The sequence below is a fragment of the Tepidibacter mesophilus genome (assembly GCF_002724055.1).
Classification (GTDB): domain Bacteria; phylum Bacillota; class Clostridia; order Peptostreptococcales; family Peptostreptococcaceae; genus Tepidibacter_A; species Tepidibacter_A mesophilus.
This window is the reverse complement of record NZ_BDQY01000021.1, coordinates 1-14,352: the sequence shown is the minus strand read 5'-3', so window position 1 is coordinate 14,352 and position 14,352 is coordinate 1. Positions and strand designations below refer to the sequence as shown.

The window sequence follows — 14,352 nt, the reverse complement described above, 5'->3', positions numbered from 1 at the left end:
TAATATTGATTAACCTAATAAAATATCAACTATTTTGGGCAACAGAGCCCCCTAGGACTTATTGGCGACATGAGTTATGCGATAGAATAAAGCTAATTTCATATTATCATAAGAGCTATAAAATTATTAATAGCATGTATGCAGCAAACTACCCAATAAGGATGCTTTTTCTTTTCCTTGTATACAGTATAAACATATGCCCATATACTCCCTATAACAAACATATGAACTTTATATCGAGGGCTATAAGTATGTATTGATCCAAATATTGCTCCAGATATTAAAATTCCAATATACTTTTTGTTATTTAAAAACTTTATTTTATCGCATATATCTATTACAATCTTTTGATATATAAGAGTTTCAAACAAAGGAGCAATTATAACTCCTATTATAAATAAAACAACCTTTGCCTCATCTCCATCAAAAGGAGCAGCTCCATTATTATCAGGAAAGATCATAATTAAAGGGCTAAGAATTATAACTGATAAATACTGTATAAGTATTATACATAAAATAAAAGTTACTACATCAGTATCGTACAAATATTCGTGTATCCTCAAAAACAGACCTTTTATCTTATCAAATATAGATTTTTTACAATTACTACATCCTGCCAATTCAAACCCTCCTTCATTTAAATCCTAAACTCAACCTTTTCTTCAATTTGCTTTATCTTAATAACTTTATCCTTATATTCTATTTCAAAATTGCTAAATGCAGAATATAAATCTATATCTCTTAACATATGGCAAGTCATTCTCATTCCATTTTTACTAAATCTTAAAAGTATAGCTCTTACCATTTGAAATTGTATCCTAGATATATCTAAATCATTATTCCCTATATCAAGGTCTACACTTCTATAGTTTATATCTATGAATAAATCCACATCAAATTCATCTTCTCTTATAACTCTTATTTCAAAATCACTGTCCAGTTTTAAATTTCCATTTATATACATACTATTCTCCTAAACAAATTTTTTGACACTCTTCCCATTTAAATAATCGCACTTATCTCCTTGATATATATCCTTATTGTCCATATATTCATCTATCATATCTTTTATTTTCCACCAAGAAGTATTCCAATTACAAAATAATGTATCTTCCTCAGGTGCTCTACCTATAAGTCTGTGTATTACTATATCTTTTGATATATATTGAAGAAATACACAAACCCTTTTCACGTATTCTTCCAATTCTATTATTTCTATCTCTTTATTTTGGTACTCACAAGCCATCTTAGTTCCCTTAGCTATATAAAGTGAATGAAGCTTAACTCCATCAACTTTAAGAGCAGATAATACCTTAGCATTTTCTATTATATCGTCCATATTATCATTTGGAAGATTTAGTATTAAATGAACTGTAGTTTCAAATCCATATTTTTTGATTCTTATAACTGCGTCTATTAACTCAGCTAATGTATGTCCTCTGTTTATATTTTTAAGTGTATGATAATTTACTGTTTGAAGTCCAAGCTCTATAGATATATTTACACCTTTTGACTCAATATCTTTTAATATTTTTAGATATTCATCATTTATAGCATCTGGTCTTGTAGATACTGATATCTCAACTATATCCTCAATAAGAGCTTTATTCATATATTCTCTAAATTTATCAAGTTCCATATAAGTATTCGTATAATTTTGAAAATATGCTATGAACTTATTTGCTTTATATCTTCTTCTTATATAATCCATATTTTTTTCTAGCTGCTCTTTTACCGAAAGAGTATTCTCTAAAGATTCAAATCCTGCCCCAACATCTGCACAAAAACTACAACCTCCAACTCCAGCTGCACCATCTCTATTAGGACAGGTCAAAGGTAAATTTAAAGGAAGCTTGTACACCTTTTCTCCATACTTTTCCTTTAAATACTTTGAATAAATTCTATATCTATCTTTCATATAATATCCTCCAATTAAATTAATATCTTATTTATTATAACAAAATCTCTGTTTTCAAACACATTCTTTATTAAATAAATTTCCTAGTAAGTAAAAAAGAATTACCAGTAATGAAATCCACTGTTTTTAACAAATGATATTCTACTGAAGGTTTTATCCTATAATTAAAGAATACTTATACAACCAAAATTTTATAAGGAGGTAATGTAAATGAAAAAACTTATAGCTAGTTTACTAATTGGCGCAACTGTATTAGGAGGAGGTATGACAGCTTTTGCAGCGACTGTATGTGGTAGTTGTAACGAAGGAGTTATGCTGAAAATTGTAGACAATCAACATTACAGATGTTACAAATGTAACTATTGTGGATCTTCCTATTGTCTAGACAAATAAAACCACTAATTTATTAAATTATACTCAAACAAATAAACCACTAACATTCATTAGTGGTTTATTTTTATATCATATTGTTAAATAAATAGAATTTATAAATTTAATTATTATGCATATGAAGTATAGCACTTTTAAAAAATTATTATTTAACTACTACTTTTGTTGCATTTGTAATTGGAGGTAAACTCATAGTCATTATATTTCCATAGTATACTTCAACCTCAGCTCCTTTAGTTAAATCATCAGTAGTTAATTTTTTACCATCTTCATTAACTATTATTGTTTCATCAGTTATGTTAAAGTTTATTCCATCATTCATATTCCCTATAAGAAACATTTTACCATTTTTCACATCAGTTATTTGTGATATTTTTCCTTCTTTAATATTAAAGTTAGCAACTACTATTTTTTGAGCATTTGCTATAGGAGGTAAGCTTCTTGTCATCTTTTGATCATGATAAACAGTTATTTTACTTAATTCCTTTATATCTTCTTTTGATAGTTTTTTTCCATCTAAATCTACTATCTGCGTATCTTCATTTATATTAAATCTTATTTTATTATATAGTCCTTCACCGTCAACTAATATAGTATCATTTTCTATGTTGGTAACATTTCCAAACATTTTGTAAAGTCCTAACTCCTCATCAAAGTACTTGCTTCCTCCTGTATAAATATTATCATCTTTTTTATTCAATACTACTGTATCAGTTTTAACATCCCAAGAAACATCATATCCGAATGTTTCACATACAAATCTTAAAGGTACAAAAGTTCTATTGCTTATTAGTTTAGCTGATGAGTCAAGTTCTACTTGAGTTCCATCTACTTTAGCATATTTCTTATTAACTGGTAGCTCAACCCTCTTACCATCTAGTTCAAGCACAGCTGTCTTTGTATCATCATTCCAAGTAACTTTTCCTCCTAAGTGTTCAGTTATAAATCTTACTGGTACTATAGTTCTTGATTCAGCTTTTATTAATATCGGTTTTTGATCTGGAAACGATACTATTTTCCCGTCAATATTTACATTCACATTCTTATCCGGTGCATTATTAATAAGTACTGGAACTGGATTTTTTTCTGATATTAATACCGGTTTTAAATCCTTATCTTTATGTGGATTTTCGTTTGCAAATACTGGTATCATACTGCTTAATAAACTCGCACCTATTAAAGTTGTAGCTATAGCTTTATTTCTTATTTTCATTTTGAATTTCTCCCTTCATATTGTTGTCTATACTTATTAGACGATACAAAATAGAAAAAGTTCCATAAAAAATAACTATTATATTTCTAGTCTATATCCAACTTTATATACCGTTTTTATTTCATCCAAGTCTAGCTTTTTTCTTAAGCGTTGTATATGCATATCTACAGTTCTTGTTTCTCCTAAATAATCATATCCCCAAACTTTCTCTAGTATTTTTTCTCTTGATAAAGCGAGTCCTTTATTTTCAAGAAATAATTTTAAAAGTTCAAATTCTTTCAAAGTTAATTCTATATGATCTCCCTTTTTACTTACAATCCTCTCTTCTAAAAAGATATCTAGGTCCTTTAAATTTAAATGATTCTTTCTTTTCCCATATCTTCTTAACACTGCCTCCACTCTAGCTAGAAGCTCTACTGACTCAAAAGGCTTTACAATATAATCATCCGCACCTATTTTAAGACCCTTAACACGATCGCACAAAGAATTTTTCGAAGTTATAAAAATCACTGGTATATCTTTATACTTTATTTTGTTCATAATTTGAAATCCATCTATTTTTGGAAGCATTATATCAAGAAGAATCAAATCATAATTTCCATTTTGTACAGATTCTAAAGCGTCTTTTCCATCATAAATTTTTACTGTTTCATAACCTAACATATTCAAATTAAGTTCAATTAAATCGGATATTGCCGTATCATCCTCTACAATTAAAATCTTTTCCACTTTTATATCTTCCCTTCTTACTATACATTGCAAAAAGTATAAGATACAAATCTTATACTTTTTGCTTTTTACTTTACATCTATTGCCCAAAATCTAACTTTTTTTCCTTTAGCATCTATCGTAATCCTTAAAGTCTTATTTTTATCATATTTAAATTCTAGCTCACAATCATTATTATAGCTCAACTTATTTCTTCTTAAAAATTCTAATGATTTTATATTCTTAATTAATTTTTTTTCTTCTATATAATTAACAGATATTTGTTTAGCTTCTTCTAGAGTTATTTTTTCATTGCTATCATCTTCATATACACTTTCATCATCTCCAGCCCCTGTTACTTCTCCTGTTTTAGGATCAATATAAACATATGGAAGATGACTTTCACCATACTCTTCTAATCCTTTTTTATCCTTAAAGAGAACCCTCCACCAAGTTTCATCTTGTTCCATAAGCTGTATATTATCAATTAAATCTTTTGAATCTAATTTTTTATCAAAATACTTTTCAATACTCTCTAGAGCTATTTTTTTTGCTTCATCTCTATTTACCTTAAGATTTTCTCCTTTTTTACCATATGATTGTATAATGCTGTTATCAATTCCTATAACCTTTTTTGTGCTATTATCTATGCTAATATAAATAAAATGATCTTCATTATATCTATATTCAATATATGTTCCGTTCTTTTTATCGTCTAATGTAACCTCAAATAGCTGAATATTTTCAATGTCTTTTACCAACTTATTCTTTTCAATAAAATCTTCTGCTATTTTTCTCATTTCTTTTATATCAACCTTATCATATTTTTTTATGTCTTTTTTTATCTCTGCCTCATGATTGTCTATCAAATTAACAATTTCACCTGTTTGTACATCTATTTGTCCTCCATATGTAGGAATTTTACTATTTCCATTTCTCCAATATACTCTCCAGTAATTATTAGGCCAAAGGAAACCATCTTCTATAAAAAAAATTTCTTCCTTAAATTTTTTTGTATCTACTTTTTGGTTAAAATATTTTTCTAATCCATCAAGAACGATTTTTCTTGCTTCAGCCTTTGTAATTTTGGCATTAATTTCTTCGTTTTTAACTTTCTTTATACCTTCCTCTTTATTTACCTTTTCTGTCACTAATTCATTCTTTTGCACATTAGCATGCCCCATACATCCTGTAGTGAATAACATAACTATTAAAACCACAGGGATTATTTTTTTAAAATACATAATTCTCTCCCCTTTCCTTTTTCTTACATCAAAAGTATACTACGTGGTTTTATACAAAACATGTATTAATTGTAAAATAGTTGTAACATTTAAGGAAATGTAATTCTAACAATAGTTCCATAGTTAATTTTACTTTCTATTTGAAGTTTTGCATTATGTATTTTGGAAATCTCTGCGCATATACTAAGTCCTAATCCTGCTCCATTGTTTTTTCTTGTTCTAGACTTATCTACCATATAAAAAGGCTCTAGTACTTTTTCTAAGTCTTCTTTATCTATTCCTATTCCTTCATCTTTTATTTCAAGAATAGTTTTGTCATCCTCATTTTTGTATAATTTTGAATCTATTTTGCTATTTTCATGAGAAGCTTTTATAGCATTATCTATTAAATTTCCTATTAATGTTTTTATTAAGTCTCTTTCAATCAAGGCTTCCCCATTCCCATATATATTTAAATTAATATTCTTTCCTTCTAGTTTTGGTGTTACAGTCTCTTTTATTTCGAACAAAATATTTTCTATATTTTCATTTTTCATATCAAAGTCTTCTTTTGTTAATAAAACCAGATTCATCATTTTTGTCGATAATTGTTCTAATTCTTTTCCTTCATTAAGTATATGATTCATGCCTTTTGTAAATATTTCTTCATTGTATCTTGTGGCTAATAAAAAATCTGCATATCCAATAATAGATGTAAGAGGGGTTTTAATTTCATGCGTGAAATTATCAATAAATCGCTGCTTTTCACGAGTATTTTTTTCTAATTCATTTATTTTTTCTTCTACTGCTGTTGCCATTTTATTAAAGTTAGAAGCTAAAATCCCAACTTCATCCTCTGTATGTATATTTACTGTTTGTGAATAGTTTCCATTAGTAATTATTTTTGTAGCATGTATAAGTTTATGTATGGGTTTTGTAATATGTTTACTTAAAAAATACATACCTACAGCCAACAGAACAAAACTTATTAACTCTAGTTGAATAAAAAAATAATATTGTTTTTTTCTATCTTCATACAAATATGTTATATCTCTAATATATGAAAATTTTAAATCCCCATCTTCTAGCTTTAGTAAATTAGTAATGTATAGAAAAGTTTGTTCTCCTACATCTCTTATAATGTATCGTCTTCGGTCTACTAATGGATTTTTTAGTTCTATCCGTTCTCCTTCAATATTCATGTTTATATTACTGAAAATTTCATTGTTATACTTATCTAAAATTTCTATATAAATATTTTCATCATTAGAATCCTCTAAGTAACGTTTCATCATAACTCCCAAAACATTCTTTTCAAAAATCTGAGAATACGCTTGTCTATCTTTTATAATCATCTTAACTCCTGAATAAACACTAGCATGTTCACTCAGACCTCTTTCTATTTCTCTATTTAAGTTTAAATTATGGCTATTCTCTAATAAAAAAATTCCTCCTATATTTAATATAATCAAAAACAAAGCTAAAGAATATATAAATATCTTTTTCCAAAATTTCATGCTTCCCCCCATTTTATACCTTTTTTTATACTGCTTTTATTTTATCATAAATTATTTTTTTGGTAATAATATAAATAATATCAAATACAGATTGACAAATATATATTAATATCGTAATATTATAATATAACGTACAACAGGAGGAAGTCATGGAAAATTATAAAACTAATCCAGAATTATTCGATGAATACTCAGAACTTTTAAAGGCCTTGGCTCATCCCGTAAGGCTTTGTATAGTTAAAGGTCTATTAGATACAGGTTCGAGTAATGTATCTAATATGCAAAATTGTCTTGATATGCCTCAGTCTACTATATCTCAGCACGTTTCAAAGTTGAAATCAGCGGGTATAATCAAAGGGGATAGAAATGGACTTGAGATAATTTATAGTGTATCAAATGACAAGGTAGCAAATATAATAAAGGCATTATTTTAATATGTCTTTTTTCATAATTTACATCATAATATTTTAATATATAAATATTAAGGAGGTTTTAATATGAGTAAGAAAATAGTTATAGTAGGTGGAGTTGCCGGAGGTGCTTCTACTGCTGCAAGACTTAGAAGATTAGATGAAAATGCTGAAATCATTATGTTTGAAAGAGGAGAATATATATCTTTTGCAAACTGTGGTCTTCCTTATTATATAGGAGAAACTATAACAGAAAGAGATGCTCTACTTGTTCAAACGGTTGAAGGTATGTCTAAAAAATTCAATATGGATATTAGGAATTTAAGTGAAGTCGTTAAAATAAATAGATTAAATAAAACTGTTACAGTTAAAAATTTAAGAACTAATGAAACTTATGAAGAAAGTTACGATGTATTAGTTTTATCTCCAGGTGCTAGTCCAATTAAACCTCCAATTGAAGGTATAATTGATGCTAAAAATTTATTTACTCTTAGAAATATACCTGATACTGACAATATTAAAAATTTCGTCGATAATAATAAGCCTAAAAAAGCAGTTGTTGTAGGTGGAGGATTTATAGGTATTGAAATGGCAGAAAATCTTTACGATAGAGGTGTTGAGGTTACTTTAGTTGAGATGGGTAACCAAATAATGGCTCCTGTTGACTATGAGATGGCTAGTATTCTTCACTCTCATATAAAAGATAAAGGTGTAGATTTAATTCTTGAAGATGGAGTTAAAGAGTTTAAAAACAATGGAAAGCAAATAATACTTTCAAGTGGAAAAGTAATAGATACAGACATGATTATATTATCAATAGGTGTTAGACCTGAAAGTTCTCTTGCAAATGATGCTGGTCTTGATATAGGTGAACGTGGAACAATAAAGGTAGACGAAACACTTAGAACTTCTGACAAAAACATATATGCTATCGGTGATGCTGTAGAAGTTAAAGATTATATAAATAAAAAGCCTACTATGATTCCTCTAGCTTGGCCAGCTAATAGACAAGGAAGACTTGCAGCTGATCACATAATGGGCAAAAATGTTAAATACAATGGAACTTTAGGAACATCTATAGCAAAAGTGTTTGATATGACAGTTGCTTCAACAGGTAATAATGAAAAAACTTTAAAAAGATTAGGTATTAAATACAAAGCTATACATGTACATCCAAACTCTCATGCTGGATATTATCCTGGTGCATTTCCTATATCTCTAAAATTAATATTTGATCCTAATACTGGCAGTATATTAGGTGCTCAAGCTGTAGGATATGATGGAGTTGATAAACGTGTAGATGTTATAGCTACTGCTATTAAGGGTGGTCTTAATGTTTTAGATCTTCCCGATTTAGAGCTTTCATATGCTCCACCTTATTCTTCAGCAAAAGATCCTGTTAATATGGCTGGATATGTTGCTTCTAATATAATTGAAGGTTTAGTTGATGTAGTTTATTGGGATGAAATAGATAAAATAGTTGAAAACGGAGGTCTTTTAATAGATGTTCGTGAAGAAATAGAAAGAGATATGGGTTATATAAAAGGTTCTATAAATATACCTTTAGGAGAGATAAGAAATAAGCTTGATGAAATACCTAAGAATAAAGAAGTTTATATAACTTGCCAAGTTGGACTTAGAGGATATCTAGCTTCTAGAATATTATCTCAAAATGGTTACAAGGTAAAGAACTTAGATGGAGGTTATAAAACTTATTCATCTGTATTTGAACCAAGTACTTCTAACAGTTGTGACTGTAGTGTTTCAGATTCTGGAACAGCTAATGTCGAGGAGGATTGCCTTATGGAAATAGCACCTACTATATCATTAAACGCGTGTGGACTTCAGTGTCCAGGACCTATTATGAAAGTATATCAAAATATAGAAAAAATGAACGAAGGAGAAGTTTTAGAAATAAGTGCAAGTGATCCTGGGTTTGTAAAGGATATTGCATCTTGGTGTGATAAAACTGGAAATACTCTTCTAAAGTCTGATTTTGAAAACAACTCATTTAAAGCTTTAATACAAAAAGGCCAAAGTAATAATCTAAGTAGAAATGATTCTAATATGTTAACTCAATCAAAAGATGGAGCTACTATGGTTGTATTTAGTGGTGACTTAGATAAAGCTATAGCTTCATTTATAATAGCTACTGGTGCAGCTTCTATGGGCAAAAAAGTTACTATGTTCTTTACATTCTGGGGACTGAATATTCTAAGAAAACATGATGCGCCTGATGTTGAAAAGGATACTCTTGAAAAAATGTTTAGTATGATGATGCCAAAAGGAACTTCTAAACTTCCTTTATCTAAGATGAACATGGGTGGTATGGGTGCTAAGATGATAACTCATGTTATGGAAAAGAAAAATGTTGATTCACTTGATACTTTAATAAAAAATGCCATGGATTTAGGTGTTAAAATAGTCGCTTGCTCTATGTCTATGGATGTTATGGGTCTTAAAGAAGAAGAATTTATAGATGGGGTTGAAATAGGAGGAGTTGCAAGCTATCTTGGTGCAGCTGAAGATTCTGGATTAAACCTATTCATATAAAAATTCGCTTCATGCTAACGCATGGCTCATGTCGCCAACGATTCCTACGGGCTTCGTTGCTCAAAAATAGTTGCAAGTATAGTTCTTTAATTAATGTTATCTACAAATTCAAGATTGTATAATTTTCTTAAAGATAAAAAACTGATTACTTTAAAGTAATCAGTTTTTTTGTTCATTTTCTTTTCCAACTTTTTTTATTTTAACTCCTGTATTCAATAGTACTCCTGATATTATTAACGTAGCTGATATTAATTTTATAATGCTTATACTCTCTCCCAATATAAAATATGCTAATATCATAGAAAACACAGGTACTAAATTTATATATAAGGATGTTTTGCTAGCTCCTATTTTCTTTATAGATACTTGTTGTATCGAATATCCTATTACTGATGCAAATATAGACATGTAAAGAACAGACATCCAACCTTTTATGCTAGTATTCGGTATATAAACCCACGGTTTTTCCATTATAACGAATGGAATTAAAGATATTACACATACTAAAAAGCTATAACTTGTAACCACTATAGGTTTATACTTTTTAAGTGCTTTTTTAGATATTACAGAATATGTAGCCCAGCATACAACTGCAACTATCATAAGTAGATCTCCTATATTGAACTTGAAGTTAGCTAATAATTTTAAATTCCCATTTGTTATTATAAGAGTTACTCCTAAAAAGGATACCAGTATAGATATTATGTTCTTTGGTTTTATATTTTCTTTAAAAACTACGAATGCCAAAATAGTAGTTATTATAGGATTAGTAGCTGCTATTAAAGAAGAATTTACAGTAGTAGTATACTTAAGTGCTAAAAAGAAAAATACATGATATCCAACCATACCTATTATACCTAATTGAATAAATAAGAATATATCAGTTTTTTCAATCTTATAATTCTCACCTTTTTTAATTATAATTGCAAATGTTGCAATAACTGCAAAGAAAAACCTAAAAAACGTCAATGAAAATACCGGAAACTCAACTACAGAAAATTTACCCGCAATAAATGCACCTGACCAAAATACAGTTGCTATTATCATAAGGTAATTATCTAGCCTCTTCTCCTTATCTAGAGCCTCTTTCACTTTACTCCCTCCTCAATATTATTAGATTATAATTTATAGTATTTTACTATGCAAGAGTTAATGCAAATTTTTTCATATTGAAAAATGCTTATTAAAATATTATTTCAGTAGAATTATTTTAATAAGCATTATTTTTACTCTATAAGAATTATATAATTTTTACATATCAACCTTTGATCCAATACCAAATTCAATAGCTTTTTGATATATTTTATTAGCTGTAACTATATCTTGAACTGCTATTCCAACGCTTTTAAATATAGTTATTTCTTCATCATTTTCTCTTCCTTTAATAGTTTTATTTATAATTTGTCCTAATTCACCATTTATCTTATTTTTTTCTATCAATCCTTTATTTAAAGGTATTATTATATCTCCTGCTTCTTCAAGACAAGCATCAACTGAATCAACGTATAGTTTATCAGCATTTGATACTATATATTCATCCATTTCCTGCATTTGTGGTGTGAATGAGCCTATTCCATTTATATGTGCACCCTTTTTTACTAACTTCCCATTGAATACAGGCTTATTTGAGGATGTAGCTAGTGTTATTATGTCTGCATCAATAATCGCTTCATCAGCATCCTTAGCTACTATAATTTGAGTTTTATATTTAGACAGTTTTTCTTTTATTTCGTCTACAAATTTTTGAGTCTTTTCTTTATTTCTTCCATATACTTTAACTATTTCTAATTCTCTAGCTTCAAGAACAGCCTCAAGCTGCTTATAAGCTTGTCCTCCTGTTCCAAATAAAGCTCCTATTTTACTATCTTTTCTAGCTAATATATCTGTTGCGGCCCCAGAAGCTGCCCCTGTTCTAAGCTGTGTTAAATAAGTTCCATCTAATATACAGTTAACCTCTCCTGTTGTATTATTCATAAGTATCATACTAGCAGGTACTACTGGCTTGTTTTTACTTGCATTATCAGGAAATATAGATACTATCTTTATTCCCGCATTATCTAAGCTCTCAACATATCCTGGCATAAATAAGTTTATACCGTTGTTTTTTTTATTTTCTAATTTAGTTCTTAATGGAACTATACTCTCATTATTTGAAAAAATCTCAAATGCTCTTTTGTCCGCTTCTATTGCATCTCTCATACTAAATACCTTGTCTATATCTTGTTTGTTTAATAAAAGCATTCTATCTCCTCCATATTATGTAATATAATCATCTCTTTTAAAATAACACTATAATAAAAATAAGTAAACCTATTTTTATTAAAATATTCTACCTTTAAGTACTCAGGTTAGATTTATATATTGTAAATTTACAATATTGCTAAAAATGAGAAATAAAAAAACAGTTAATACCTAGTCAATGTGACGAGATATTAACCGCTTACACTAAACTTCTTTATTTATTAAGTGTATTTAAGAGAATATAATTTCCTATTCATTATAAACAATTATTGTTCTTGAAGGTCTTCAGGATTAATTTCAGGGAAATTAACAGGTTGATTAAAATCATAATACTTATATTTAGCAGTATTGTTTATTTCTATAGTCATTTTATCTACTGTCACAGTACCTACTTCTGTTTTATCTACCAACTCAAGAATTTTTGTGTCTTTATTTATATAGTATTTAGAAGAAGTCTTCATATTCTTATCAGAAAACTTTTTTAGTAATTCTTTTTTTATTTCTTCTTTATTCATTTCTGTATTTGTTTCAAGTAAAGATTCATTGCATATTTTATCCATAACTTTCAATGAAATTTCCTTTCTAACATCATTCTTTACATCTAAATTGATTACATAGTAATTTTTACCATCAACTACTGTATCTTTATCATAAGTAGCAAAAAGATTTATTAACTCTTTGTCTGTCTCTGTTAGAATCTCTATAATGACAGGATTAACAACTTTTTTTATCCATTTATTATCATTTATTCTCCCATAGAAAACATTTCGATTCCAAAATTGCTCAGAAGTGCTTAATGGATCCATTAAAGAAATTGTTTTATAATATTCTTTTCGTGATTTTTCTGATTTTTCAATTACACCTACTACATATGATTTTTCATCAATCTTTTGCTCTTCTTCTATCAATTTTCCTTCATTGTTTGGATCAGGTATTTTTTCTATTGAATAATCTATAAACTTTTTGTGACTATTTAGTTCAGTCGTGACTTTAAAAGTTTCCCCTTTATTATATATTGCTTTTGTAATCATTTCTGATGCAGTCAAACCATCTTTTTTGATTCCCTCTTGTGCTATAGATGTAATAGTCATCGATAATATCAATAGTAGTACCATCATCAAAGTAATTTTTTTGTTTTTCATTTACACCCCTCCTATTTTTTATTTATTACGAATAATCATAATAATTACTTAATCAATATAACCAGCTTCAAGTTTTTATGTAAATAATTACCATTGAATACTATTATACCTATATAATAAATTTAAACAAGTATATTTAATAAATAATAATTAGTTTGTTTTATAGTTATAATTCTTTTATTAAAATCAATCAACTCATAATATTTTTTATATCTCTAGATCTTAGCTTTACTTATTTATTCATATTTCCAATTATAGATAACACTAAAAAATGGTGATTATTAAAATAAGACACAAACGTCATTTTAATAATCACCATTTTTCGATTAAACTACACTATAAAAAACATAAAAAAAGATTACGTGGCTACGTCCTACTCTCCCAGGAGGCTGCCCTCCAAGTACCATCGGCGCTAAGGAGCTTAACTTCTGTGTTCGGAATGGGAACAGGTGTATCCTCCTTGCTATAATAACCACATAATCTTTTAAATTTTGGTGCCCAGAGGCGGAATCGAACCACCGACACGGGGATTTTCAGTCCCCTGCTCTACCGACTGAGCTATCTGGGCAAAAAAGTGGTGGGCCTTCAGGGACTCGAACCCCAGACCTACCGGTTATGAGCCGGGCGCTCTAACCAACTGAGCTAAAGGCCCACTTTTTTTGGTGGAGGGGACTGGATTCGAACCAGTGAAAGCGATGCTAACAGATTTACAGTCTGCCCCCTTTGGCCAACTCGGGAACCCCTCCATATTTTGGAGCTAGTGATAGGAATCGAACCTACAACCTGCTGATTACAAGTCAGCTGCTCTACCGTTGAGCCACACTAGCATGTATGATTTTGCTAAAAAATTAGTACTCAGATATGCATAGCATTCCTGAGTTTTTTTTATAAATTAATTTTCAAAAGAAAGTATTTGGCGACCTGGAAGGGACTCGAACCCTCGACCTCCAGCGTGACAGGCTGGCATTCTAACCAACTGAACTACCAGGCCAAATAATTGGTGGGCTCAACAGGGCTCGAACCTGTGACCCCCTGCT

13 protein-coding genes, 5 tRNA genes and 1 rRNA gene are annotated in these 14,352 nt (G+C 29.0%); 3 read left to right on the top strand and 16 right to left on the bottom strand.

The window, feature by feature from the left end; all coding sequences use genetic code 11:
• Positions 1–98 precede the first annotated feature (98 nt).
• From Tmeso_RS12175 to Tmeso_RS12165, 3 genes are read right to left on the bottom strand one after another with little or no spacing between them, the layout of a single operon-like run.
• Positions 99–620, bottom strand: coding sequence for a CPBP family intramembrane glutamic endopeptidase (locus Tmeso_RS12175; RefSeq protein WP_099191569.1), 522 nt, complete (start codon positions 618–620; stop codon positions 99–101).
• A 17-nt stretch (positions 621–637) separates the two neighbouring features.
• On the bottom strand, positions 638–964 hold the full coding sequence (locus Tmeso_RS12170; protein WP_099191567.1) for a hypothetical protein: 327 nt from the start codon (positions 962–964) through the stop codon (positions 638–640).
• A 9-nt stretch (positions 965–973) separates the two neighbouring features.
• Positions 974–1,918 carry a TIGR01212 family radical SAM protein gene (locus Tmeso_RS12165; protein WP_099191565.1) on the bottom strand — a complete coding sequence of 315 codons (945 nt, stop codon included), beginning with the start codon at positions 1,916–1,918 and terminating at the stop codon, positions 974–976.
• 210 nt (positions 1,919–2,128) lie between these two features.
• Here Tmeso_RS12165 and Tmeso_RS12160 point away from each other — a divergent pair, with 210 nt between their 5' ends.
• The gene (locus Tmeso_RS12160) at positions 2,129–2,311 is read left to right on the top strand and encodes a hypothetical protein (protein WP_099191563.1); all 183 of its coding nucleotides are present in this window, start codon (positions 2,129–2,131) and stop codon (positions 2,309–2,311) included.
• Between the two features lie 142 nt (positions 2,312–2,453).
• Here the strand turns inward: Tmeso_RS12160 and Tmeso_RS12155 are convergent, their stop codons facing one another.
• The 4 genes from Tmeso_RS12155 to Tmeso_RS12140 all read right to left on the bottom strand — a co-directional run bounded on the left by Tmeso_RS12155 (position 2,454) and on the right by Tmeso_RS12140 (position 6,969).
• Positions 2,454–3,521 (bottom strand): copper amine oxidase N-terminal domain-containing protein, encoded by a 1,068-nt coding sequence (locus tag Tmeso_RS12155; RefSeq protein ID WP_099191561.1) that lies wholly within the window; start codon positions 3,519–3,521, stop codon positions 2,454–2,456.
• Between the two features lie 78 nt (positions 3,522–3,599).
• The gene (locus tag Tmeso_RS12150) at positions 3,600–4,250 is read right to left on the bottom strand and encodes a response regulator transcription factor (RefSeq protein WP_187296340.1); all 651 of its coding nucleotides are present in this window, start codon (positions 4,248–4,250) and stop codon (positions 3,600–3,602) included.
• Positions 4,251–4,318: 68 nt separating this feature from the next.
• Positions 4,319–5,473 (bottom strand): PepSY domain-containing protein, encoded by a 1,155-nt coding sequence (locus tag Tmeso_RS12145; protein ID WP_099191559.1) that lies wholly within the window; start codon positions 5,471–5,473, stop codon positions 4,319–4,321.
• Between the two features lie 89 nt (positions 5,474–5,562).
• Positions 5,563–6,969, bottom strand: coding sequence for a sensor histidine kinase (locus Tmeso_RS12140; protein ID WP_099191557.1), 1,407 nt, complete (start codon positions 6,967–6,969; stop codon positions 5,563–5,565).
• 149 nt (positions 6,970–7,118) lie between these two features.
• Between Tmeso_RS12140 and Tmeso_RS12135 the strand changes: the two genes are divergently transcribed.
• Both Tmeso_RS12135 and cdr read left to right on the top strand, forming a co-directional pair.
• Positions 7,119–7,403 (top strand): ArsR/SmtB family transcription factor, encoded by a 285-nt coding sequence (locus tag Tmeso_RS12135; RefSeq protein WP_099191556.1) that lies wholly within the window; start codon positions 7,119–7,121, stop codon positions 7,401–7,403.
• Positions 7,404–7,466: 63 nt separating this feature from the next.
• Entirely contained in the window at positions 7,467–9,932 is a 2,466-nt protein-coding gene (cdr, locus tag Tmeso_RS12130; protein ID WP_099191554.1) for a CoA-disulfide reductase, read from the top strand.
• Between the two features lie 159 nt (positions 9,933–10,091).
• Here the strand turns inward: cdr and Tmeso_RS12125 are convergent, their stop codons facing one another.
• From Tmeso_RS12125 to Tmeso_RS12085, 9 genes are all read right to left on the bottom strand, one after another.
• Positions 10,092–11,024, bottom strand: coding sequence for a DMT family transporter (locus tag Tmeso_RS12125; RefSeq protein ID WP_242967920.1), 933 nt, complete (start codon positions 11,022–11,024; stop codon positions 10,092–10,094).
• 159 nt (positions 11,025–11,183) lie between these two features.
• Positions 11,184–12,173, bottom strand: coding sequence for an ornithine cyclodeaminase family protein (locus Tmeso_RS12120; RefSeq protein ID WP_099191552.1), 990 nt, complete (start codon positions 12,171–12,173; stop codon positions 11,184–11,186).
• Positions 12,174–12,439: 266 nt separating this feature from the next.
• Positions 12,440–13,315 (bottom strand): hypothetical protein, encoded by an 876-nt coding sequence (locus Tmeso_RS12115; protein WP_099191550.1) that lies wholly within the window; start codon positions 13,313–13,315, stop codon positions 12,440–12,442.
• A 360-nt stretch (positions 13,316–13,675) separates the two neighbouring features.
• Positions 13,676–13,792: ribosomal RNA gene (gene rrf, locus Tmeso_RS12110) — 5S ribosomal RNA — on the bottom strand.
• A gap of 15 nt (positions 13,793–13,807) precedes the next feature.
• Positions 13,808–13,883 (bottom strand) — tRNA-Phe (locus Tmeso_RS12105).
• A 7-nt stretch (positions 13,884–13,890) separates the two neighbouring features.
• Positions 13,891–13,967 (bottom strand) — tRNA-Ile (locus Tmeso_RS12100).
• A gap of 8 nt (positions 13,968–13,975) precedes the next feature.
• Positions 13,976–14,061: transfer RNA gene (locus tag Tmeso_RS12095), tRNA-Tyr, on the bottom strand.
• A gap of 6 nt (positions 14,062–14,067) precedes the next feature.
• Positions 14,068–14,142, bottom strand: a tRNA-Thr gene (locus Tmeso_RS12090).
• Positions 14,143–14,229: 87 nt separating this feature from the next.
• Positions 14,230–14,306, bottom strand: a tRNA-Asp gene (locus Tmeso_RS12085).
• Between the last annotated feature and the right edge of the window lie 46 nt (positions 14,307–14,352).

Excerpts from the sequence above, each read along its gene's own strand:
- Tmeso_RS12170 (WP_099191567.1), bottom strand. The coding sequence starts at position 964 with ATGTATATAAATGGAAATTTAAAACTGGACAGTGATTTTGAAATAAGA.
- Tmeso_RS12165 (WP_099191565.1), bottom strand. The coding sequence starts at position 1,918 with ATGAAAGATAGATATAGAATTTATTCAAAGTATTTAAAGGAAAAGTAT.
- Tmeso_RS12160 (WP_099191563.1), top strand. The coding sequence starts at position 2,129 with ATGAAAAAACTTATAGCTAGTTTACTAATTGGCGCAACTGTATTAGGA.
- Tmeso_RS12155 (WP_099191561.1), bottom strand. The coding sequence starts at position 3,521 with ATGAAAATAAGAAATAAAGCTATAGCTACAACTTTAATAGGTGCGAGT.
- Tmeso_RS12145 (WP_099191559.1), bottom strand. The coding sequence starts at position 5,473 with ATGTATTTTAAAAAAATAATCCCTGTGGTTTTAATAGTTATGTTATTC.
- Tmeso_RS12140 (WP_099191557.1), bottom strand. The coding sequence starts at position 6,969 with ATGAAATTTTGGAAAAAGATATTTATATATTCTTTAGCTTTGTTTTTG.
- Tmeso_RS12135 (WP_099191556.1), top strand. The coding sequence starts at position 7,119 with ATGGAAAATTATAAAACTAATCCAGAATTATTCGATGAATACTCAGAA.
- cdr (WP_099191554.1), top strand. The coding sequence starts at position 7,467 with ATGAGTAAGAAAATAGTTATAGTAGGTGGAGTTGCCGGAGGTGCTTCT.
- Tmeso_RS12120 (WP_099191552.1), bottom strand. The coding sequence starts at position 12,173 with ATGCTTTTATTAAACAAACAAGATATAGACAAGGTATTTAGTATGAGA.
- Tmeso_RS12115 (WP_099191550.1), bottom strand. The coding sequence starts at position 13,315 with ATGAAAAACAAAAAAATTACTTTGATGATGGTACTACTATTGATATTA.